General features: G+C 55.9%; 20 protein-coding genes and 1 pseudogene. 14 read left to right on the top strand and 7 right to left on the bottom strand.

What is annotated here, in order from left to right; genetic code table 11:
• Positions 1 to 20: 20 nt before the first annotated feature.
• From ACZ3HG_RS04250 to ACZ3HG_RS04235, 4 genes are all read left to right on the top strand, one after another.
• Positions 21 to 353 carry a carboxymuconolactone decarboxylase family protein gene (locus ACZ3HG_RS04250; RefSeq protein WP_465331975.1) on the top strand — a complete coding sequence of 111 codons (333 nt, stop codon included), beginning with the start codon at positions 21 to 23 and terminating at the stop codon, positions 351 to 353.
• Positions 354 to 367: 14 nt separating this feature from the next.
• Complete coding sequence (locus ACZ3HG_RS04245) at positions 368 to 1,348, top strand: NAD(P)H-quinone oxidoreductase (RefSeq protein WP_465331973.1); 981 nt, start codon at positions 368 to 370, stop codon at positions 1,346 to 1,348.
• A 222-nt stretch (positions 1,349 to 1,570) separates the two neighbouring features.
• The gene (locus tag ACZ3HG_RS04240) at positions 1,571 to 1,855 is read left to right on the top strand and encodes a hypothetical protein (protein ID WP_187509079.1); all 285 of its coding nucleotides are present in this window, start codon (positions 1,571 to 1,573) and stop codon (positions 1,853 to 1,855) included.
• Positions 1,833 to 2,192 (top strand): bleomycin resistance protein, encoded by a 360-nt coding sequence (locus ACZ3HG_RS04235; RefSeq protein WP_191933102.1) that lies wholly within the window; start codon positions 1,833 to 1,835, stop codon positions 2,190 to 2,192. Before ACZ3HG_RS04240 ends, ACZ3HG_RS04235 begins: the two co-directional genes overlap by 23 nt.
• Before the next feature lie 54 nt (positions 2,193 to 2,246).
• Here ACZ3HG_RS04235 and ACZ3HG_RS04230 read toward each other — a convergent pair whose 3' ends face one another.
• Entirely contained in the window at positions 2,247 to 3,425 is a 1,179-nt protein-coding gene (locus tag ACZ3HG_RS04230) for an AI-2E family transporter (RefSeq protein WP_465331970.1), read from the bottom strand.
• Positions 3,426 to 3,540: 115 nt separating this feature from the next.
• Positions 3,541 to 4,329, bottom strand: a complete 789-nt coding sequence (locus ACZ3HG_RS04225) for a spermidine synthase (protein ID WP_465331968.1) — start codon at positions 4,327 to 4,329, stop codon at positions 3,541 to 3,543.
• Positions 4,330 to 4,629: 300 nt separating this feature from the next.
• On the opposite strand from ACZ3HG_RS04225, the gene ACZ3HG_RS04220 reads away from it, so the two are divergent.
• Positions 4,630 to 4,923 (top strand): hypothetical protein, encoded by a 294-nt coding sequence (locus ACZ3HG_RS04220; RefSeq protein ID WP_191932573.1) that lies wholly within the window; start codon positions 4,630 to 4,632, stop codon positions 4,921 to 4,923.
• A gap of 278 nt (positions 4,924 to 5,201) precedes the next feature.
• Here ACZ3HG_RS04220 and rsmF read toward each other — a convergent pair whose 3' ends face one another.
• The 3 genes from rsmF to yebS all read right to left on the bottom strand — a co-directional run bounded on the left by rsmF (position 5,202) and on the right by yebS (position 10,647).
• The gene (gene rsmF / locus ACZ3HG_RS04215; RefSeq protein WP_465331966.1) at positions 5,202 to 6,641 is read right to left on the bottom strand and encodes a 16S rRNA (cytosine(1407)-C(5))-methyltransferase RsmF; all 1,440 of its coding nucleotides are present in this window, start codon (positions 6,639 to 6,641) and stop codon (positions 5,202 to 5,204) included.
• A gap of 159 nt (positions 6,642 to 6,800) precedes the next feature.
• Positions 6,801 to 9,434, bottom strand: coding sequence for a PqiB family protein (locus ACZ3HG_RS04210; RefSeq protein ID WP_465331964.1), 2,634 nt, complete (start codon positions 9,432 to 9,434; stop codon positions 6,801 to 6,803).
• The gene (gene yebS / locus ACZ3HG_RS04205; RefSeq protein WP_191932570.1) at positions 9,403 to 10,647 is read right to left on the bottom strand and encodes a membrane integrity lipid transport subunit YebS; all 1,245 of its coding nucleotides are present in this window, start codon (positions 10,645 to 10,647) and stop codon (positions 9,403 to 9,405) included. The genes ACZ3HG_RS04210 and yebS overlap by 32 nt, the downstream gene beginning before the upstream one ends.
• Positions 10,648 to 10,870: 223 nt before the next feature.
• Between yebS and ACZ3HG_RS04200 the strand changes: the two genes are divergently transcribed.
• The 4 genes from ACZ3HG_RS04200 (at position 10,871) to htpX (ending at position 15,292) form a co-directional block, all read left to right on the top strand.
• The gene (locus ACZ3HG_RS04200) at positions 10,871 to 11,371 is read left to right on the top strand and encodes a GAF domain-containing protein (protein WP_191932569.1); all 501 of its coding nucleotides are present in this window, start codon (positions 10,871 to 10,873) and stop codon (positions 11,369 to 11,371) included.
• 96 nt (positions 11,372 to 11,467) lie between these two features.
• Positions 11,468 to 12,160: an RNA chaperone ProQ gene (gene proQ / locus ACZ3HG_RS04195; protein ID WP_191932568.1), complete on the top strand. Its 693-nt coding sequence runs from the start codon at positions 11,468 to 11,470 to the stop codon at positions 12,158 to 12,160.
• Between the two features lie 19 nt (positions 12,161 to 12,179).
• The gene (prc, locus tag ACZ3HG_RS04190) at positions 12,180 to 14,225 is read left to right on the top strand and encodes a carboxy terminal-processing peptidase (RefSeq protein WP_191932567.1); all 2,046 of its coding nucleotides are present in this window, start codon (positions 12,180 to 12,182) and stop codon (positions 14,223 to 14,225) included.
• A gap of 185 nt (positions 14,226 to 14,410) precedes the next feature.
• Positions 14,411 to 15,292: a protease HtpX gene (htpX, locus tag ACZ3HG_RS04185; protein ID WP_062746218.1), complete on the top strand. Its 882-nt coding sequence runs from the start codon at positions 14,411 to 14,413 to the stop codon at positions 15,290 to 15,292.
• Positions 15,293 to 15,340: 48 nt separating this feature from the next.
• Here the strand turns inward: htpX and ACZ3HG_RS04180 are convergent, their stop codons facing one another.
• Entirely contained in the window at positions 15,341 to 16,714 is a 1,374-nt protein-coding gene (locus ACZ3HG_RS04180) for an MFS transporter (protein WP_191932566.1), read from the bottom strand.
• A gap of 187 nt (positions 16,715 to 16,901) precedes the next feature.
• Here ACZ3HG_RS04180 and kdgR point away from each other — a divergent pair, with 187 nt between their 5' ends.
• Positions 16,902 to 17,693, top strand: a complete 792-nt coding sequence (kdgR, locus tag ACZ3HG_RS04175) for a DNA-binding transcriptional regulator KdgR (RefSeq protein WP_191932565.1) — start codon at positions 16,902 to 16,904, stop codon at positions 17,691 to 17,693.
• Positions 17,694 to 17,731: 38 nt separating this feature from the next.
• On the opposite strand, the gene ACZ3HG_RS04170 is transcribed toward kdgR, so the two are convergent.
• Positions 17,732 to 17,968 carry a YobH family protein gene (locus ACZ3HG_RS04170; protein ID WP_191932564.1) on the bottom strand — a complete coding sequence of 79 codons (237 nt, stop codon included), beginning with the start codon at positions 17,966 to 17,968 and terminating at the stop codon, positions 17,732 to 17,734.
• 223 nt (positions 17,969 to 18,191) lie between these two features.
• Between ACZ3HG_RS04170 and ACZ3HG_RS04165 the strand changes: the two genes are divergently transcribed.
• From ACZ3HG_RS04165 to cspE, 4 genes and pseudogenes are all read left to right on the top strand, one after another.
• Positions 18,192 to 18,467, top strand: a complete 276-nt coding sequence (locus ACZ3HG_RS04165) for a YebO family protein (protein ID WP_191932563.1) — start codon at positions 18,192 to 18,194, stop codon at positions 18,465 to 18,467.
• Between the two features lie 18 nt (positions 18,468 to 18,485).
• Entirely contained in the window at positions 18,486 to 19,484 is a 999-nt protein-coding gene (locus ACZ3HG_RS04160; RefSeq protein WP_465331960.1) for an MBL fold metallo-hydrolase, read from the top strand.
• 531 nt (positions 19,485 to 20,015) lie between these two features.
• Positions 20,016 to 20,185 (top strand): annotated as a pseudogene (locus ACZ3HG_RS04155) (DUF2627 domain-containing protein).
• Positions 20,172 to 20,381, top strand: coding sequence for a transcription antiterminator/RNA stability regulator CspE (gene cspE / locus ACZ3HG_RS04150; protein ID WP_001062678.1), 210 nt, complete (start codon positions 20,172 to 20,174; stop codon positions 20,379 to 20,381). Before ACZ3HG_RS04155 ends, cspE begins: the two are co-directional and overlap by 14 nt.
• Positions 20,382 to 20,548: the final 167 nt, after the last annotated feature.

Genomic DNA, 20,548 nt, shown 5'->3' with positions numbered 1-20,548 from the left:
ATCCTCCGGAGAAAAAAGCGATGAAAGCGATTGATTTTACCCTTCCACGTGACGCCGCGCGCCCGTTTACCCCCAAACTGGCCGATTTTGTCGAGGAGCCGCTCTACTCACAGGTGTGGAGCGATCCGGCCCTGGCCCCGCGTGACCGCAGCCTGATCACCATCGCCTGCCTGATAGCGATGGGGCACGCCAACGAGTTACCTGCTCACCTGCGGCGCGGTATCGAAAATGGCCTGACCCGGGCAGAACTGAGTGAGGCGATCACCCACCTTGCGTTTTACGCCGGATTCCCGGCGGCGATTACCGCATCCGCGTATGCGAATGCCACGTTTGCCGATACCAACACCGATTAAGGGAGAGTGAAACGATGCAGGCGATTACCTTTAATGAATTTGGAGCACCCGACGTCCTGACGCTGGCCGGGGTAGACGAACCACTTCTGCGGCCGCACGATCTGCTGGTACGCACCCGCGCGGCGGGGGTGAACCGGGCCGACCTGACCTATCGTCGGGGAGGATATGGACGGCCTGATTTCGGCGACTCTTCCCTGATGGGGCTGGAAATTGCCGGAGAAGTGATCGCGATGGGGGACGCCGTGGAGGGCTTCCGGCCGGGCGATCGGGTAATGGGGATTGTCGGTGGGGGGGGCTATGCTGAACGGTCGCGCATCGATTACCGCATGGCGATGCCTGTCCCGGAAAGGCTGGACTTTATTCAGGCGGCGGCCATCGCCGAGGTGTTCGTTACCGCCCACGAGGCGCTGATCCACCTTGGCAGGCTGCAGCCCGGAGAAACCGTGCTGATCCACGCTGGCGTTGGCGGCGTTGGCGGGGCCGCTGTCCAGCTGGCAAGCGCCTCCGGGGCCACGGTAATGACCACGGCAAAAGCGCACCATCACGATCTGGCCGCGCGTCTTGGCGCACATTTTTCGGTCGACTATGAAAACGAAGACTTTGCCGATGCGGTGAGCCGCCTCACCGACGGGAAGGGCGTAGACTTGATACTTGATTTTATTGGCGCACCCTATTTTGAACGCAATATTAACGCGCTGAACTTCGGCGGACGCCTGGTGCAGATCGGTATTATGGGCGGAACTGAACACGCCAGCATACCGCTGGACCGGCTGCTCTACCGCCATATCCACATCATGGGAACGGTGATGAAGTCACGGTCGCAGGACGTTAAGCACGCCATGACGCGCCGCTTCCGCGAGCAGTGGCTGGACAGTTTCAGCAACGGCAGCCTGCAGTCGGTGATTGACAGCGTCTTTCCTCTGGCCCAGGCGGCCGCAGCCCACCAGCGGATGGAGGCCGGTCTGAATGCCGGTAAAATTGTGCTGACAGTGTAAGCGCGGGCAATAAACGGGCCTGCGGGCTCGTTTTATCCTCATCGCTTTATCTGGTGCCATGCTGAAATGCTGCTCAGATTAAACTTGTGTAAACCCGGGGCCAGCGTTTGCTTTTACCGGTTCCTTATCGCACTATCTTCAACGGCTTACTGCATCCGGTGTAAGCTGCTGCGGGCACCGTTGCCCGGTATGGACTGGGCCTCGACTGAAAAAGGTGTTGTGATGGGAACCATGTTAGGGCTGCTGGGCTTAATGCTCGGGGCGTGGGCGGTACGCAGTATTTGCATGAAGCCGATGGGTGACGTTAAAAAAGTGACACTGTCACTGATTGCCGGGCTGTTCTTCTTATCCGCCGGGGGGATTGGGGGGACAGAAGAAGATAAGATGCCTTACGCTATCGTAGCCATGCTGATGGGCGCGGCGGCTGTGTGGTACGGAAACCGCCTGTATCATCAGGCCGTTACCAGAGAAGAAAGAGGGCATGATGACCGATCGCGCCACCCCTAATCTGCCTTCGCGCAATTTCACTGAAACAGAAGCCTTTTATTCCCGGGCGGGATTTACCCCCACCTTTAAAGACGATCACTGGTTAATACTGGTTCGGGGAGACCTGACGCTGGAGTTTTTTCCACATCCCGGGCTTGACCCTGACACCAGCTGGTTTAGCTGCTGTCTGCGGCTTGATGATGTCGATGCGTTTTATGCCGCATTGCTGGCGGCAGGAATCGAGGAGAAGAGGGCCGGTCTGCCTCGTCTTCATCCTCCTGTTGCCCAATCCTCTGGCATGAAGATCGGCGCGCTGCTGGATGGTGATGGTACGCTGATACGACTCATCGGCAACTGAACCGGCAGGCGTTCCTGGCGGAAAAAAACGGGGCTCACTGAGCCCCGCTGAGGATTATGACTTGCTCTCTTTCTGCAGCGCCGCCTCTTTCTGCAGGGCTTCTTTCTCCAGCAGTTCCCGCTCCTGGTTTTCCTGATGCGTCTGACCTTCCTCGATAAAGTCGGGGTCAATCTCGTCGGTATTCCCCTTGTGATCTTTACCTGACAGTAGGTTCCAGCAGGAGATAAACAGGGCGGCAATCAGCGGCCCGATGACAAAACCGTTCAGACCGTAGATCTCCATCCCGCCCAGGGTGGTGATCAGGATCAGGTAATCCGGCATCTTGGTGTCTTTGCCCACCAGCAGCGGGCGCAGGATGTTGTCGATCAGACCAATCACCACGACGAAGAAGAAGGTCAGCGCCAGCGCTTTTACCATCGCCCCGGAGAAGAAGAAGTACAGCACCACCGGTAGCCAGATGATCGCCGAACCAACGGCCGGGATCAGGGACAGGAACGCCATCAGCGAACCCCATAAAATGCTGCCCTGAATATCCGCGAACCAGAAGGCAATCCCTCCAAGCGCACCCTGTACGGCGGCGACCACCACCGTGCCCTTCACCGTGGCGCGGGAAACCGCCGCGAATTTGACAAACAGATGCTGTTTAACAAACTGCGACAGCGGGATCGCGTCCAGCGTCAGGCCGACCAGGTAGGCACCGTCCTTCAGCAGGAAGAACAGCAGATAAAGCATCACGCCAAAACCGATGGTGAAGCTGAAGGTGCTTTTACCAATCATCATCAGGCTGCCGGCGAAGAACTGGCCGCCTTTCATGGCCACGCCGGAGAGTTTTTCCTGAATGGCCCCGGCATCGTTCATATTGTTTTCGGCCAGGAAGTGACGCAGCCAGTCCGGCAAATGGTTAACAACGCTTGCCGCGACAGTGGTCAACTCGGTCTGGTTACCCTGCAGCCGGTTGTAAAGCGCGTTGAACTCCACCGCCAGCGACGAGGCGACGATGGCCAGCGGAATAAACACTATCAGGCAGATGACCAGCAGCGTCAGCAGGGAGGAGAGCCCGTTCCTGTCGCCGAGGTGTTTTCTGATTTTAGTTTTCAGCGGATGGAAAATAATCGCCAGGATAGCAGCCCAGAGGATGGCGGAAAAATACGGTCCCAGAATGTGAAAAAAAGCCAGCGTGGTGACGGCCAGTATAAAGATAAAGAAGCCCTTACTAATGCCCTTAATAATCATTTTATTGTCTCGGTAATTAACTTATTCCTTGCCCGCGCTAAAAATAGACCACGTCTGGGTTAGCAGCAATGGTTATGCGTTATTTAGCCGTAAGAAAGTAAAATGGTGGCCGCCGCTAAGGGGCAGGCCAGAAAGCCAGCTTTTGCGCCAGCGGACTCATATCGGTGGCAAAGTCGACGCCCGTTTCTTTCATCTGCTGTTTCCATCGGGCAAGCGGACGGGATAATTGCGACGGGCTGGCATAAATCACGACGTTACCAGTAGGTGTAGTGCAATAGAGCACGGTCGCGAAAAGCGCGGTCAGGGCAGAGGAGAAGGGTGAGCCGGCCTCCGGCTTATGGGCGTGATTCAGCACCAGCCATCCCCCATCCTGCAGCTTAGCGGCGCAGTGGCGAAGAAAGGCTGCAGAGGTCTGCAGCGGCGCAATGGCGTTGGCAGAGTAGAGGTCGGAGAAAATCAGCGAGTAACGGCGGCCATCGTCATGCGCAACAGCCTCACCGGCATCCGCCACCAGGTAGTGAATGCTGCTGCTGACCGGCAGGTGGAAATAGTCCTGCGCCACCGTCAGCACCGCCTGACGCAGCTCAACCACGTCTATTTCGACCGCCGGGTCGCGGGCAAAGAGTGAGCGCACCAGGCTGCCGCCGCCGAGTCCGAGCAGTAAAACCTGCCTGGCCGGTGTCAGCGCCACGGCCATCAGCATCGCCCGGATGTAATAATGCACCGGCAGGGCGGCGTGATGCTTCTGCATTTTGCTCTGTTCGAATATCCGGTCAAAACTTAAAATGCGGAAGGTTTTATTGTCGATGACGATCACCTCGCCGTAGTCATCTTTCACTGTGGCCACAATGTCGCCACGAATACGAAAGATCGGGGAAGAGGTGTACAGATCGATATCGGACATAGTGATAACTCCGTGACGTTCAGCCTGCGCTGCGTTCCTTTAATGTATCCAGAGGCCATGTTTGCATGTTACCGCCGTGCAGAGCAATGACCGTACAGTACCGCCAGACCAGCAAATGCCTTATTTCGGCTGAATTTTCAGCAACCGGCAATAAATCGGTCCGTCAGCGGGCTAATCAGCATAAACATATCTCAAATTCTTGCATCGTGTCTTGTTTACCGGCGTCCGGCACTTTACGATGGCAGGTGGCCCAGTGTTTCGGATACCCGTGGCACTGATAACTGGCCAGGAGCCTGTTGCATGAAAAGCGAGAAAGAAATTTCCATCGACCAGTTTACGGAAGAAGAAAAAGTATTGGTGGAGCAGCGGGTTAAGACGTTGACCGATAAACTGAGTCACGTTGCCAGTAAGAAAGAAGAGAAAGAGATCCTGAAAGAAGCCAAGCGCCTGGTGATGAAAGAGCGCGTAGTGCGCGAAAGCAGCAAAGTCGTTCTGGCGAAAAAGCCGCGTAAACCTTCAGCGGCCAAAGAGAGTGAAGTGAAAGATTTTAACTGGAGTGCCTCGCTGCGTAAGAACCCGCGCGCGTTGAAATAATCTGGTTTCCGGGGCTGTGGTGGCCCTGGCACTTCCCGTCTTGTCCTATCCCACGATAATCAAATGTACCAGCCTTGCCAGCACTTCGATAATCAACAGACTGCCTGCCGTAATAAGCGCCAGCGTCAGGTAAAACTGCGTGCGATTGTTCATGGCTTTCGAATCCGTGAAGGTCAGAAAAGAGTCAGTTTAATCTGCATCCGGTAAACCGGGCGTCAATACGTGCGGAATAAATGCAGATAAGTGCAGGCTGGCGGCGATTAAACGCCGCCGGCTGTTTACAGACTGAAAAGCTTCCCGTCGCGAACCAGTTCGCGGGGATAGTTATTTTTGATGCGGCTTCCTACCTTTTTGGCCAGGCCAATCGTCTGCTGCTGATAACAGATAATCAGTTCATTTCCCGGCAGGTCGCGTTCCGGATAAATATCCCGGCCGCGATACCACTCCTCCGCCTCACTGGCGGTCAGCTCCACGGCATGGGCTGCCGTCGCATCGGCAAGGGCAATCGCCGCCTCATGCTGCCAGCGGTAACCTTTCGGGAACGTTTCAGCCAGTTTTAGTCCGATCCGGGAAAAACGGACCCGGCCCAGCAGTGACTCCATCGCACGCGGGAAAAGCCAGAGCTCTTTGTCACGCTGCCACAGGGCCAGTTCCTCTTCGTCCCAGCGCAGGCCGGAGCGCGCGGCGGCGGCAACCACCTCCTGCTGCTCCTTGCGGTTCAGCGGCGTAAAGGGGGGCTTGCCCACCTTATAACCGGGCAGCGGCAGCGGTGGTACGCTGGCCGTTTTCCGCAGTCTGGCGACAAAAAAACCTTCGCTGTCGAAGATTTGTGGGAACACATGGAGGAAACCCTCCGGTGTGGCGGCCTGGTCAGCCCCGGGGAAGAGGCCGTCCAGCGGCTCAATTTCAACCGCATCCGGATACTGCGCTATCAGCCAGGCTATCACCGCCTGATTTTCACTGCGGTTCAGTGTGCAGGTGGAGTAAATCAGCGTACCGCCCGGGCGCAGGGCGTGAAATGCGTTGTTAATCAAATCCTGTTGGGTAGCAGCAATATCTGCGGTGCTGGCCTCAGACCAGTTGCGCAGGGCGTCCGCATCTTTGCGTATTACCCCTTCGCCCGAGCAGGGCGCATCCAGCAGAACGGCATCGAAGCACTCCGGCAGCGCCGGGCCGAAGACGCGTCCGTCGAAGTGGGTCATTGCCGTGTTGCTGACGCCGCAGCGGCTGAGGTTAGCATGCAGCACCTTGACGCGGCTGGCAGAGAACTCATTAGCGAGGATTGTCCCCCGGTTCTGCATGCAGGCCGCCATCTGGGTGGTTTTCGACCCTGGGGCCGCGGCCATGTCCATGACGCGCTGCGGGGCGGTATCACCGCTGAACAGTGCGGTGACCGGCAGCATGGAGCTGGCCTCCTGAATATAGAACAGTCCGGCCAGATGTTCGGCGGTACTGCCCAGCGGCAGCGTGTCGGCATCGTCGCGGCTGATCCAGAAGCCTTCCTGACACCAGGGAACCGGCGTGAGCGCCCACTGGTAAGGGGCCACCAGGGCAAGAAAGTCCGCCACGCTAATTTTCAGCGTGTTGACGCGCAGGCTGCGGCGAAGCGGCGTCTGGCTGATGGCAATAAAGCGCTCAAAGTCGGCGCTGTCAGGAAGTAACTGCTGCATGTGATCGAGAAAGGCTGGCGGAAAATAGACGCGTGAAGAGTGAGACACAGGCTGGATCCAGGAGGAAAAAGTCCGAGTAGTTTAGCATGGCTGGGGGAAAGGGAAAAAAGAACAGGCCAAAAAAAGCAGTATATCCCGGCAAAATACCGCAGATAAAAAAAGAGCCTTATGTCGCGACATAAGGCTCATGGAATGTAACGCGCCGTATTACTGCGGCAGGGCGGTGCCCCATTTACGCCACTCTTTTGGTTCTTCATCCTCCAGCAGGAAGTGTTTACCGGAAGACGCCTGCGGTGCCAGCGGTACCGTTGGCGGGGTGGCAAAGGCGATGCCGCCCTGAATAAACTGCTGGAAGGTGCCGGTCTTCACCACGCCGCCGATCAGGCCAAACTTCAGGTTATAGCCGGAAGCCAGCCAGAACACCGAGTTGTTGCGCACCAGGTGCTGGTACTTTTTGCTGATCCGCAGGGTGATCTGCACGCGGTCGGCCATGGCGCCCAGCGACGTTCCGGTGATCGTGCCGACTTCCACACCCCGGAACAGAACCGGGGTGCCCACCGAAAGCGAGCCGCCTTCCGGCGCATCCACCACCACGTTCAGCCCGTCAAGATAGCGGGCGTCGGTAATGGTCGACTCCTGCAGTTCGAAGCTGCGCTGTCCGCGTCCCTTGCCGGGATCGACATTGATATAAGGCTGCAGCAGGGTTTCCAGGTGATTCACGCCAGCGGCGGAAATCTGTGGAGAAACCACCGAGAAGCGGGTGCCAAGTCGGGCGAAGTCCTGAACGTATTCGGGGTAGAGCACCGCTTTCGCGATGACCTGCTTATTCCCTTCCCCCAGCGCCAGCGACTCCAGCTGCCCGATGGTGATGCCCAGATAGCGGATTGGCATTCCCGCCGACAGCTTGCTGGCATCATAGGTGCGCAGGGTGATCTGGCTGCCGACGGCGCGCGCGGCGGTTTCGGAGTCGTAGAGCACGCGTTTATCTTTACGCGTTAAGCCCACGCCAGCGCCCGTCAGATTGTCAAAGCTGATGGCTCCTTTCAGGGCCCGGTTCAGCGGGGAAGCCTGTACCGTCAGCCCGCTGCCATTGAGCTGCACTTTCGCACCACCCTCGGCCCAGAATACGCTGCTCTGCGACAGCAGGCGGCGATACTCCGGTTTAATATGAACGTTCACATCAAACGAATCGGACAGCGGCGTCACGCTGACAATCTCCCCAACCTGGTATTTACGGAACAGCACCACCGAACCGGCCTGAATATCCGGCAGGCTGCTGGCGGTCAGGGTCAGCGTGGTGGGCAGGGTGTCACCGATGATGCCTTCCTGCGCTTTTTCACTGTTGGCGTAAAGCGGATAGCGGGCGCGGGCATCGCCTTTCTTGCCCGGATCGAGGCGGATGCCGCCGTCGACCCACTCGCGCGCGCTGGCCCCCAGCACCTCCATTCCGTCAATGCCCAGTTTGACGTCAAGACGACTGTTAATAATAAATTTACTGTCTGCGTGCACCAGATCGCGATATTCGGCGGCCACGGCCACGTTGAAGTCCACGCCTTTCTCGGTCAGCGTACGTTTAACCACCTGGCCAATGCGCATTCCGTGCAGCATCAGCGGCTGGCCGGCATCAATGCCATAGCTCTCCGGGGCGGTCAGCGTCAGTTCCAGCACATCGGGCTGTTGCAGCGGGGACTCATTGTCCGGCAGGACCACAAAATGGGTCTGTGGCGCGCCTTCGCCCGGGATCAGCTCCAGCGTATTACCGGTCAGCAGGCTGCTCAGACTGGTATCGCTCAGGCTGACTTTCGGACTGCGCATTTCAATGCGCGTGCCGGTGCGCATCAGGCCGGTCACCGATGGGTCAAGCGTCAGTTCGCCGCTGACTTTGCCATTGTCCAGCAGCGTCATTTTGGTCAGCGTACCCACCTCAAGCCCCTGATACATCAGCGGAGTACTGTCCTCCTTGAGGTTTTTGCCGTCCGGCAGGTCGAGTGAGATCATCACGCCGCGCTGGCTCTGGGCCAGATCGGGGTAGAGCGAATAGCTGTCGTCCGATTTGGCCGCTGGCGATGTTTCCGGCGAATCGAAGGCAATCGCCCCGTTGACCAGGGCCGCCAGGCTTTCCAGCTGGACTTTTGCTCCGCTCAGGCCAACATCGGCCTTCACGCCGGAGACATTCCAGAAGCGACTCTCTTTTTTCACCAGATTGGTGAAGCGGCGCTCAATCAGCACGTCGATAGTCACGCCCTGATTACCGGCGTTCAGGCTGTAGTCATAGACACGGCCGACCGGTATTTTACGGAAATAGACCAGCGATCCGCTGTTCAGCGCCCCGAGATCGGGGGCATGTAGGTGGATCATCATTTCGCCGGTGTTGACCCGGTATTTAGGCTGAGTGTCCAGGGCGACAAAGTTCTCACTCGGTTCCCCTTTGCCGGGCATCATGCCGATGTAATTCCCGCCCACCAGCGCATCCAGGCCCGACACACCGGCCAGTGAGGCTTTTGGCGTCACCAGCCAGAACTGCGTATCTTTGCGCAGGGCATCGCGCATGTCGCTCTTGATGCTGGCCTTGATTTTAATGGTGCGCAGGTCATCGGTCATGCTGATCCCCTGCACCAGACCCACTTCCACTCCCTGATAGCGTACCGGGGTACGGCCCGGCACAATGCCGTCCGCCGTCGCGAAATCAATGGTGACCGTTGTGCCGCGCTCCTGATAGTTCGTCCAGATCAGCCAGCCGGCAATCAGCAGAGCAATAAACGGCAGCAACCAGAAAGGCGATATTTTGCGCCGGTTTTTGATGCGTGCGCTAGTCGGTGTAGTCGGCGTTTCCTGTTGCATGTGCATCCCAAAGTAAACGGCTATCCAGCCACTCAACGGCGAGGATAGTGAGTATGACTGCTGACCCAAAATAGAAGGCAGCCGGTCCCATAGTAAAAGCCAGTAACTGGTCGCGGTTGACCAGTGACATCGTTAATGAAATGACAAACAGATCGAGCATGGACCAGCGGCCCACCCACTTCACCACGCGCAGCAGGCGGATGCGGGTTCTCAGACCCTGTTCACACTTGAAATGGATGCTGACCAGCAGCGTCAGCAGCACAATCACTTTCGTAAAGGGTACTAATATACTGGCAATAAACACCACGATAGCCACCGGAATATTACCGGAGGCCAGCGAAAGTATCCCGGAGAGGATCGTATCCTCCTGTCGGGCCCCGTTCAGGTAGATGACAGAAATGGGCAGCAGGTTCGCCGGGATCAGTAAAATGATTGAGGCGATCAGCGATGACCAGGACTTCTGCAGGCTGAAGCGGCGGCGGAAGCGCAGGGGGGTGTGGCAACGCGGGCAGCGTCCCCGATCGTCAGCCAGGCCCGTATGATGGCAGCTCAGACAGACCCGCAGCTTGTCGGGGGCGACATGAGGATGCGGCTGCGGATAGAAACGGTGCCACAGCTGCTCCACATTAAGATGAATCAGCGTTACCAGGCTCAACACCGTCAGCAGAACAAAGGCCACCAGACCGATCCCGGGCGTAATGTCCGCATACTCCTGGACCTTAATGGAGGCAATCGCGACCCCCACCAGATAGATATCCAGCATCACCCACTCTTTCAGGCGGTCTAGCATCAGCAGCACCGGGCGCAGGTTCATCCCCAGCTTTTGACCGAAGTACAGGTAGGCAATCGACGCCACCAGGGTCACCGGGGCCCCGATCGTACAGAAGGCGACCATCGAGGCGGTGATCACATCGCCCTGCTGGGTCATCTGCACGATGCCGCCCAGCAGGCTGGCATAAATATTGGTGCCGAGCAGGCGGATCGACATCAGCGATTCATTAAACGCAAAGGGCATCAGCAGCAGCATGGTGACGGCCATCGCGGTCAGACGTGTCATGGACCAGTCGCGCCCGTTAAGGATAAGCGCGTTACAGCGCGGGCAGTGCGCGGACTGGCGGGATTTCACATCTGGTAAGGAAAAAAGGGTATCGCATTGTGGACATCGCTGATAACGTGCCTGTGGCAGAGCATGACTGATGGCGTGTATTTTCATATTCCCGATCGTGCTTTAGCCCAGACAGCGCAGGTACAGGGCAGGGTTAGGCTGATTAACGCCATAAGAGCTAGACTCAGTATAGCCATGCTTCAGTATTAGGATAATTCTAAGGTTATAGTAACTAACAGAATGATTCATCTTAGCCGCTGGTTTTTTAATGCTTAATATTATCAGGCGAAGCGCTAACGCGCTTCGTTTCAGTTTCTACAATGGTTAAATAATGACAAAAGCAGAATTTTATACCGACCTCAATCGTGACATGCGCGCACTTCTCAGCGGTGAAACCAGTTTCCTGGCGGTGATGGGCAATTGTAGCGCGCTTTTATATGAACGTCTTGATGGGGTTAACTGGGCAGGTTTTTATCTGTTAACGGAAGAGAATACGCTGGTCCTCGGGCCGTTCCAGGGGAAAATCGCCTGTGTGCGCATTCCTGTCGGGCGCGGCGTCTGCGGGACGGCGGTGGCTGAAAACACCGTGCAGCGTGTGGATGATGTTCACGCTTTCGCCGGACACATCGCCTGTGATGCCGCAAGCAACGCTGAAATTGTGCTGCCGCTGGTGGTCAATGGCAGTGTGATCGGTGTCCTTGATATTGATAGTGTTGAATATAACCGCTTTGATAGTGAGGATGAAGCGGGGCTAAAAGCGTTAACGGACGGGCTTTGCGAGGTGCTTGCCGGATCGGATGTGGAAAAATTTATTCACATGAAACGCACCTAAAGCGCTGGATCACGTAGCAATTGCTGATGGGGTCATTATAATGTCGCCTGTTCATGCCTGCGCTGATTGGCAAACCCGTTGTAATCAGGAAATTTCATGGAAAATCAACCTAAGTTGAATAGCACCAAAGAAGTCATCGCCTTTCTGGCGGAGCGTTTCCCACAATGCTTTAGCGCCGAAGGCGAAGCACGACCGCTGAAAATTGGCATCTTTCAGGATTTAGTCGACCGCGTGCAGGGCGAAATGGGCCTGAGTAAAACTCAGCTTCGTTCAGCACTGCGTCTTTACACTTCCAGTTGGCGCTACCTTTATGGCATCAAAGCGGGCGCAACGCGCGTTGACCTTGATGGTAACGCGTGCGGTCAACTGGACGAACAGCATGTAGAACATGCGCGCAAACAGCTTGAAGAAGCCAAAGCGCGCGTGCAGGCACAGCGCGAACAGCAGCAGGCGAAAAAGCGTGAAGCGGGTGAAGAGACCACCCCGCGTCGTCCGCGTAAACCTGTTCGTAAACCTGCGGCAGAAGGTGAGCAGCCACGTAAAGTGCGCAGCAAGCCAGCACGTCCTCAGGCAGAACAGTCTGCTTCCGCTCCTCGTACCGAGACCCAGCCGGAACCGCGTAAGCCGGTTACCGACACCTCAGCGTTGCAAGTCGGCCAAAATATTAAAGTCACCGCAGGTAAAAGTGCAATGGACGCCACCATTCTGGAAATTTCCAAAGATGGCGTCCGGGTACAGTTAGCTTCCGGCCTGGCAATGATAGTACGCGCAGAACACTTGCAGTTCTGATACGGAGGCTAATCAGGGCATGAACACTCTTTTTAAAAGCACGATCATTGCGGGCCTGCTGATTGCAGGCAATGTATTTGCGGCCGATAATCTTACGCGTGCCGACCAAATCCCGCAGCTGCATCAGGAAGCACAGCATGCCACCGTGAGTGAGCGTGTGACATCCCGTTTTACCCGATCCCATTATCGCCAGTTCGATCTCAACAAGGATTTTTCAGTAAAAATCTTTGAACGATACCTGAACCTGCTCGACTACAGCCACAATGTGCTGCTGGCGTCGGATATTGCGCAATATGCGGACAAAAAAACGACGCTGGGCGAAGAACTTAAAAGCGGCCAGCTTTCGGCGTTTTACGATCTCTATAACCTGACGCAAAAACGCCGTTTCGAACGTTATCAGTACGCGCTGTCCGTACTGAATAAGCCGATGAATTTTACCGGCAATGACACCATCGACATCGACCGCAGCAAGGCGCCGTGGCCGAAAAGCACCGCAGAGCTTAATGAGCTGTGGGACGCCAAGGTCAAATATGATGAGCTGAGCCTCAAACTGGCCGGTAAAGATGAGAAAGAGATCCGAGAGGTTCTGACCAAACGCTACCAGTTTGCCGAGCGTCGTCTGGCGCAGAGCAACAGCGAGGACGTATTCCAGCTGGCAATGACCGCCTTTGCCCACGAGATTGATCCCCACACCAACTATCTGTCACCGCGTAATACTGAACAGTTCAATACTGAAATGAGCCTGTCTCTGGAAGGTATTGGTGCGGTGCTGCAGATGGATGATGACTATACGGTGATCAATTCTATGGTGGCAGGGGGTCCGGCGGCGAAGAGTAAAGCGATTACCGTTGGCGACCGTATCGTTGGCGTAGGCCAGCCGGGTAAACCGGTTGTCGATGTGATTGGCTGGCGTCTGGATGATGTCGTGGCGCAAATCAAAGGACCGAAGGGCAGTAAAGTTCGCCTTGAGATCCTCCCGGCCGGTAAAGGCACAAAGACCCGCACTGTGACGCTGACGCGCGAGAAAATCCGCCTTGAAGATCGGGCAGTGAAAATGACCGTGCACAACGTCGGCAAGCAGAAGGTGGGCGTGCTGGACATTCCTGGTTTCTATGTGGGTCTGACCGATGATGTCAAAGTGCAGCTGCAGAAGCTGCAGAAGCAGAATATCGACAGTATTGTTATCGATCTGCGCACTAACGGCGGCGGAGCGCTGACGGAAGCGGTATCGCTCTCCGGCCTGTTTATTCCGAGTGGCCCGGTGGTCCAGGTTCGTGACAACAACGGTAAAATCCGGCAGGACAGCGACACCGATGGCGTGACCTACTATAAAGGCCCTCTGGTGGTGCTGGTGGATCGCTTCAGTGCCTCGGCGTCAGAGATCTTTGCGGCGGCTATGCAGGACTATGGTCGTGCACTGATTGTCGGTGAACCGACCTTCGGTAAAGGCACCGTGCAGCAGTACCGTTCACTGAATCGTATTTACGATCAGATGCTGCGCCCTGAGTGGCCGGCCCTTGGCTCTGTACAATACACCATTCAGAAATTCTACCGCATTAACGGCGGCAGTACCCAGCGTAAAGGGGTCACCCCGGATCTGCTGATGCCTACCGGCGTGGAAGCGGTTGAAACAGGCGAGAAGTTTGAAGACAACGCCCTGCCGTGGGACAGCGTGAATGCGGCAAGCTACGTGAAAACCGGTGACCTCAAGCCCTTTGAACCGCAGCTGATCAAAGATCATCAGGATCGTATCGCGAAAGATGCTGAGTTCCAGTACATCATTAAAGATATCGCCCGCTTTAATGCTAACAAGGACAAGCGCAATATCATTTCACTCAACCTTGCCGAGCGCGAGAAAGAGAATCGTGAAGATGATGCCCTGCGTCTGGAACGCATCAATGCCCGTCTGAAAGCGGAAGGGAAAAAACCGCTGGTGAAGCTGGACGATCTCCCTAAAGATTATAAAGAGCCTGACCCGTATCTTGATGAAACGGTGAAGATTGCCAATGACCTGGCGCAGCTGGAAAAACAGCAGCCGCCGGCGACACCGGCAGCGGCCCAATAATCGCCACAGGCACAGCAATCGCTGTGCCTTTTTTTTATCACCCTCTGCGCGGCGCAAAAAAGTAAGACAAAGTGTAAAGTTATGTCTTTTTAAACACTTAAAGATTAAGAGTGCTTGAAAAGCGCCGTATTGACCTTACGATGGTGTTACGCGAAAAGCGGAATAACTGAGGAAGAATAAATTTTATGATGCGTATTGCTCTTTTCCTGCTAACCAACCTTGGGGTAATGGTGGTTTTCGGGCTGATCCTCAGCCTGACAGGGATCCAGTCAAGCAGTGTTATGGGCCTGATGATCATGGCGGGTCTGTTTGGCTTCGGCGGTGCGTTTGTTTCACTGCTGATGTCGAAATGGATGGCGTTACGCTCCGTTGGCGGTGAAGTGATTGAACAGCCACGCAACGAAACCGAGCGCTGGCTGATGGAAACCGTGGGCCGTCAGGCACAGCAGGCGGGTATCGCCATGCCGCAGGTGGCAATCTATCATGCGCCTGATATCAACGCGTTTGCCACTGGTGCCCGCCGTGATGCCTCGCTGGTGGCAGTGTCGACCGGACTGCTGCAGAACATGAGCCGTGACGAGGCTGAAGCGGTGCTGGCGCATGAAGTCAGCCACATTGCTAATGGTGATATGGTGACCATGACCCTGATTCAGGGGATCGTGAACACCTTCGTGATCTTTATCTCACGTATCCTGGCGCAGCTGGCCGCAGGCTTTATGTCCGGAAACCGGGACGAAGAGGGGAGCAGCAACGGCAACCCGATGGTCTACTTCGCGGTGTCCATGGTGCTGGAGCTGGTCTTTGGTATCGTCGCCAGCATCATCACCATGTGGTTCTCGCGTCACCGTGAGTTCCATGCGGATGCGGGTGCTGCACGCCTGGCCGGCCGTGAAAAGATGATTGCCGCACTGCAGCGTCTGAAAACCAGCTACGAGCCGCAGGAAGCCAGCAGCATGATGGCCTTCTGCATCAACGGCAAGTCCAAGTCGATGAGCGAGCTGTTTATGTCGCATCCGCCGCTGGACAAACGTATTGAAGCGCTGCGCAGCGGTGAGTACCTGAAATAGGCCAATCCCTGATGTGTTAAAAACCCGCCGCTGGCGGGTTTTTTTATGTCAGCCGTTTCGCGGCTGGGTCATTCTCAGGGCGCTGACCACGGCGGCTACGCTGGCAAAGCTGCCCGCCAGCAGCAGCGAGAGAGGGGTACCCTGCGTGGAAAACAGATTAAACATCAGCGCCACCAGTGCAGCGCCGCTGGACTGGCCGAACAGACGCGCGGTGCCCAGCATGCCGCTGGCCCCGCCGCTGCGGTGGCGTGGCGCGGACGAAATAATGGTGTGATTATTGGGTGACTGAAACAGCCCGAACCCGGCACCACACAGCACCATGCGCCAGATAATATCGGCGTCGGTGGGGGTGGCAGGGAGCATCGCCAGGGCAAACAGCCCACTGGCGAACAGTGCCAGCCCGACAGCACCCAGCAGTCCCGCGTGGTAACGCTCAATCAGCCGGCCGGCAAGGGGGGCCATCACCATCGTTGCCAGTGGCCAGGGTGTCAGCAGCAGGCCGGTGGCGACTTCGCTGCGTCCCAGTGTGCCCTGCAGAAAGAAGGGGAGTGACACCATCGCCAGCATCTGCGCGCAGAAAGAGCAGATTGAGGTGCCGATAGAGAGTGCAAACACCGGGATGCGAAACAGGTCGACCGGCAGAAGCGGGATGCTCATTCGCAGCTGGCGGCGGATAAACAGCGTGCCGACGATCGGCAGCAGCAGCAGTTGTACCAGTAGCAGCGTGCCGCTGACGCCCTGAGCAAAGCCACTCAGGAGTGAAATCAGCAGGCCGAAGGTTAGCGCGTTCATCACCCCGCTGGTGACATCAAAACGCTGTTCCCGGGCCTTTTGCGGGTTATCGGGCAGGAAGCGCAACGCCAGGAACAGCGCCATAATGCCCACCGGGATATTGATCAGGAACAGCCACTGCCAGGAGGCGACGGAAAGAATGGCGGCGGCCACCGTGGGCCCGGCGGCGCTGGAGACCGCCACAATCAGCGAGTTAATCCCCATGCCCCGACCGAGATGATGCCGGGGGTAGATGATGCGTATCAGCGCGGTGTTCACGCTCATCAGCGCCGCTCCGCCGAAACCCTGCAAAACCCGCGCCACGGTCAGCATCGTCAGCGAGTCTGACAGGGCACAGAATAACGACGTACAGGTAAACAGCACCAGTCCGGCCTGATAGATACGGCGATAGCCAATCATGTCCCCGAGGAAGGAGAGCGACAGCAGGGACATAATGATCGCCAGCTGATACGCATTCACAATCCAGATCGACTGTGCCGGGCTGGCATTGAGTTCACGGGCGATAGTAGGCAGCGCGACATTGGCAATGGCACCGTCCAGCACGGCGACCGTAATACCCAGCGCAATCGCCATAATGGCACCGTAGCGCTGGGGCAAGGGTAAACCGTCGGTCGAAGGATCTGCAGGCATAGTAGTGAAATAATCAGGGGGGCGAATATCATCATGCTAATGGATTTTACGAAATTATCCAGTCTGTAAACGACTGAAAACCATCAGTGGATGTGTCGGCTAGCGTGCGGGCAGCATTGCACCGGGGCGGCCTGAATCGTATACTGGAAATGGCGTTCCATTTTTTATAAAACAACAAAGGATAAACATGACCAGTGCCGATACTGATAAGCAGCCTGATTCCGTTTCTTCGGTAATGAAAGTGTTCGGCATTTTGCAGGCACTGGGTGAGGAGCGTGAAAACGGCATCACCGAACTGTCGCAAAGGGTGATGATGTCGAAGAGCACCGTCTATCGTTTTCTGCAAACCATGAAAAGCCTTGGCTATGTGTCACAGGAGGGAGAGTCCGAGAAATATGCCCTGACGCTCAAGCTGTTTGAGCTGGGGGCGAAAGCGCTGGAGAATGTGGATCTGATCCGCAGTGCTGACGTGCAGATGCGCGATATTTCCCGCCAGACCAAAGAGACAATCCATCTTGGGGCGCTGGAAGAAGACAGTATTGTCTATATCCACAAGGTGGATTCGCTGTATAACCTGCGCATGTACTCGCGCATAGGCCGCCGTAATCCACTGCACAGTACGGCGATTGGTAAAGTGCTGCTGGCGTGGCGTGACCGTGCAGAAGTGGAGGCGATCCTGAGCGGCGTGGAGTTTACCCGCAGTACGTCGAAGACGCTCGACAGCAGCGCGGCGTTACTTCCGGTACTGGACAGAGTGCGTGCGCAGGGGTTCGGGGAAGATAACGAAGAACAGGAAGAGGGGTTACGCTGTATTGCCGTACCGGTGTTTGACCGTTTTGGCGTGGTGATTGCCGGTCTGAGTATCTCTTTCCCGACCATTCGCTTCTCTGAAGATCACAAAAAAGATTATGTGGCGATGCTGCATCATGCCGCAAAAAACATCTCTGAGCAGATGGGTTATCACGACTATCCCTTCTGAGTGAAACGGGCCGGCAGCGTGCCGGCCCGTACAATCCCTTAGTTATCGACGACTTCCGTGCTTTTTCTCAGCAGTGGGCAGTCGGTCACGCCGACAATCCCGCTGTCGGTATGCAGATACTGCGCAATAACCATCCCGCGAGCCGTCAGGTACTGGCACTGCAGACCCATTCCCGCAACATTTTTAGTGCTGCCCGTCAGGACGCCATAGCCTGTTAACAGCATGGCCAGCCAGATGATGGCCAGCAGGGCAACGATGCGTAGCAAGAACTTCATGTGTATCCCCTTATTATTTTTCGGCCGGTGTCCTCACCGCCCGCGCTCATCATAACAGCATGATGCGCACTGTCGTTAAAATCGATAAGAGGATGCTGAATCCGCGTCCTGCCCGCGCAAGAAGATTTGTGTGATCCCGCTATCAATTATCCTTCGGGCAGGTAAAATCATGCCTGCGGCGCGGCCGTTTTCCGGTCGCCCATTTTTTAGTTTTGAGGCAGGTATGAACGAAATGACAACGGGTGCGATGGATGTCGTATCGATGGGGATGGGCGCGGTACTGGTGCTGGCCGGTCTGCTGGTCTGGTTTTTCGTCAATCGCGCCAGCGTGAGAGCGAATCAGCAGATACAGCTGCTGGAGTCGCTGCTGGAGGAGCAGAAACGCCAGAATGTGATGCTGCTGCGGCTGACCAATGCGGTGGCCGGAAAAGAGCAGGCTGAAAAAGCCAGCGATGCAGGTGATAACAAGGACTTTACCCGCCTGATCCCCGAGCGCTGAGTCAATAAAGGAGCCGTCATGGCCTGGCAGAACCCCTGGTATAATCCGTCCCTTGCGCACCACACGCGTGAGGGATTCCGCAACGCCGAAGCGGATATGCGTCAGGACGGCGACCTGAAGCGCTGGCGGCGGGAACGTAAACAGCAGGGGCTGCCGCTGCCACCGGCCGGGGGGTATAAGCAGTTTATCCACCAGTGGTGGCAGCCTGCCAGCCTGAGCGGGGAAGCCGACGCCGTCTGGTGGCTCGGTCACGCCTGCCTGCTGTTGCGCACCGCAGGGCGCTATACGCTGATCGACCCGGTACTTTCCAGCAGAGCATCGCCGCTGAGTTTCATCGGGCCTGCGCGTAAAACCCCGCCAGCGCTCGCCGTGGACGACCTGCCCACCCTGGACGTGGTGCTGATTTCACATAACCACTATGATCACCTTGACCGCACGACAATAAAGAAAATCCTGCGTCGTTTCCCGCAGGTCACTTTTGTGGTGCCGCTCGGGCTGCAGGTCTGGTTTCAGCGGCTGGGTGCCCGTCAGGTGGTGCCACTGGACTGGTGGCAACAGACGCAGGTGGCCGGTCTGACGGTACATGCCGTGCCCGCCCGTCACTGGAGTATGCGTACCCTGTGGGACCGTAACCGTTCCCTGTGGTGCGGTTGGGTTATTCAGCATGCGGGTCTGAATTTCTGGTTTAGCGGTGACAGCGGATATTCAGAAAATCTGCTCGAGATCCCCCGCCGTTTAGGGCCATTCAATCTTGCCGCCTTACCGGTAGGGGCCTATGCACCAAAATGGTTCATGGCCGGTCAACATATGGACCCGGATCAGGCCGTGTCTCTGCATCGGGCTATCGGGCAACCGTATACTGTTCCCATCCACTGGGGCGTGTTCGAACTGGCTGACGAAGCGCTGGATGAGCCGCCGCGTGAGCTGCGGGCGGCGATGCAGGCGGCGGGCCTGGACGACAGTCGCTTTAGCGCATGGAAGATCGGCGCTGAAATGTGGCTGGATAATATAAATTAGGATTAATCCTAACGATATGTTGTTATATCGTCATCCTGATAGAGAGAATGGCATATAATTAATCAAACAGATTGCACATAATATTGATAATACCCGTATGCAGATCAATGCATTTAAATGGGGCAGGGGATCGGGCTCTTTCCTTCTTTTGGTGCAACGCAATTAAAAAATGGCGCTAATGGCCGGTTCCTATACAAAACCTTAACGCATTGTACAGATAAAGTGGCGTTGAGCGCGGCCGTATTGAAAAAGCTTTGCCATATTTATGCAATAATAACAACGCTAAATATTTTCTTTATCCCGTCGCGAAACAGACTTCTAGTCTGCTGCAGTTTAAGATGGAAGGCGTAATGAAAAGGCGCTGGCACGGCAAACCGTGCCAGCTGGTGAAACATCAGGCATTAATGTGCAATCTGTGCCCGCTATCGTTTTAAATGTGTGCGACATCTCTATCCCTGTTTAAAAATGACTTGCCATTAATTAACGGATATGTGATAAAACATTCGGGTAAAACGAGGTACAGTTCTGTTTATGTATGGCATCTTGAGTAAAGAAGTTCTGAGTAAAGACGTTGACGTTGAATACCGCTTCCTTGCCGAGCCTTAATTAGTGCCTCATGCAGTAATGTCTCTGGTTTTTCTGTACGTAAAGCCCACGGGCGAATAAACACTCTAAGGAATTTGCAAAATGGCAAAGATTAAAGGTCAGGTTAAGTGGTTCAACGAGTCTAAAGGTTTTGGCTTCATCACCCCAGCAGACGGCAGCAAAGATGTATTCGTACATTTCTCTGCAATCCAGGGTAATGGCTTCAAAACTCTGGCTGAAGGCCAGAACGTTGAGTTCGAAATTCAGGACGGCCAGAAAGGCCCTGCTGCTGTGAACGTCACCGCTATCTAATTTTCGATCTGAGCCTGTCAATAACGCCCTGTGCGTAATCCAGGCTGAAATCTGAATCCTAAAGCCTCGTCAGCAATGACGGGGCTTTTTTGTGTCGGTAAAGCGGCGTGACTACGGGATTTTAGCTGGTGTTTACAGTACACTGCCGCGTCATGTGAATTATGGAG

The sequence above is a fragment of the Erwinia sp. PME.40.26/001 genome (genome assembly GCF_055556675.1).
The sequence above is the reverse complement of the archived record's forward strand: the minus strand, read 5'-3'. Positions and strand labels throughout refer to the sequence as shown.

What these genes read in the sequence shown, in the direction of transcription:
- htpX (WP_062746218.1), top strand. Translation starts at nt 14,411, where the DNA reads ATGATGCGTATTGCTCTTTTCCTGCTAACCAACCTTGGGGTAATGGTG.
- ACZ3HG_RS04220 (WP_191932573.1), top strand. Translation starts at nt 4,630, where the DNA reads ATGAAAAGCGAGAAAGAAATTTCCATCGACCAGTTTACGGAAGAAGAA.
- ACZ3HG_RS04240 (WP_187509079.1), top strand. Translation starts at nt 1,571, where the DNA reads ATGGGAACCATGTTAGGGCTGCTGGGCTTAATGCTCGGGGCGTGGGCG.
- ACZ3HG_RS04165 (WP_191932563.1), top strand. Translation starts at nt 18,192, where the DNA reads ATGAACGAAATGACAACGGGTGCGATGGATGTCGTATCGATGGGGATG.
- prc (WP_191932567.1), top strand. Translation starts at nt 12,180, where the DNA reads ATGAACACTCTTTTTAAAAGCACGATCATTGCGGGCCTGCTGATTGCA.
- cspE (WP_001062678.1), top strand. Translation starts at nt 20,172, where the DNA reads ATGGCAAAGATTAAAGGTCAGGTTAAGTGGTTCAACGAGTCTAAAGGT.
- ACZ3HG_RS04210 (WP_465331964.1), bottom strand. Translation starts at nt 9,434, where the DNA reads ATGCAACAGGAAACGCCGACTACACCGACTAGCGCACGCATCAAAAAC.
- proQ (WP_191932568.1), top strand. Translation starts at nt 11,468, where the DNA reads ATGGAAAATCAACCTAAGTTGAATAGCACCAAAGAAGTCATCGCCTTT.
- ACZ3HG_RS04245 (WP_465331973.1), top strand. Translation starts at nt 368, where the DNA reads ATGCAGGCGATTACCTTTAATGAATTTGGAGCACCCGACGTCCTGACG.
- yebS (WP_191932570.1), bottom strand. Translation starts at nt 10,647, where the DNA reads ATGAAAATACACGCCATCAGTCATGCTCTGCCACAGGCACGTTATCAG.
- ACZ3HG_RS04230 (WP_465331970.1), bottom strand. Translation starts at nt 3,425, where the DNA reads ATGATTATTAAGGGCATTAGTAAGGGCTTCTTTATCTTTATACTGGCC.
- ACZ3HG_RS04180 (WP_191932566.1), bottom strand. Translation starts at nt 16,714, where the DNA reads ATGCCTGCAGATCCTTCGACCGACGGTTTACCCTTGCCCCAGCGCTAC.
- ACZ3HG_RS04200 (WP_191932569.1), top strand. Translation starts at nt 10,871, where the DNA reads ATGACAAAAGCAGAATTTTATACCGACCTCAATCGTGACATGCGCGCA.
- ACZ3HG_RS04235 (WP_191933102.1), top strand. Translation starts at nt 1,833, where the DNA reads ATGACCGATCGCGCCACCCCTAATCTGCCTTCGCGCAATTTCACTGAA.
- ACZ3HG_RS04160 (WP_465331960.1), top strand. Translation starts at nt 18,486, where the DNA reads ATGGCCTGGCAGAACCCCTGGTATAATCCGTCCCTTGCGCACCACACG.
- kdgR (WP_191932565.1), top strand. Translation starts at nt 16,902, where the DNA reads ATGACCAGTGCCGATACTGATAAGCAGCCTGATTCCGTTTCTTCGGTA.
- ACZ3HG_RS04225 (WP_465331968.1), bottom strand. Translation starts at nt 4,329, where the DNA reads ATGTCCGATATCGATCTGTACACCTCTTCCCCGATCTTTCGTATTCGT.
- ACZ3HG_RS04250 (WP_465331975.1), top strand. Translation starts at nt 21, where the DNA reads ATGAAAGCGATTGATTTTACCCTTCCACGTGACGCCGCGCGCCCGTTT.
- ACZ3HG_RS04170 (WP_191932564.1), bottom strand. Translation starts at nt 17,968, where the DNA reads ATGAAGTTCTTGCTACGCATCGTTGCCCTGCTGGCCATCATCTGGCTG.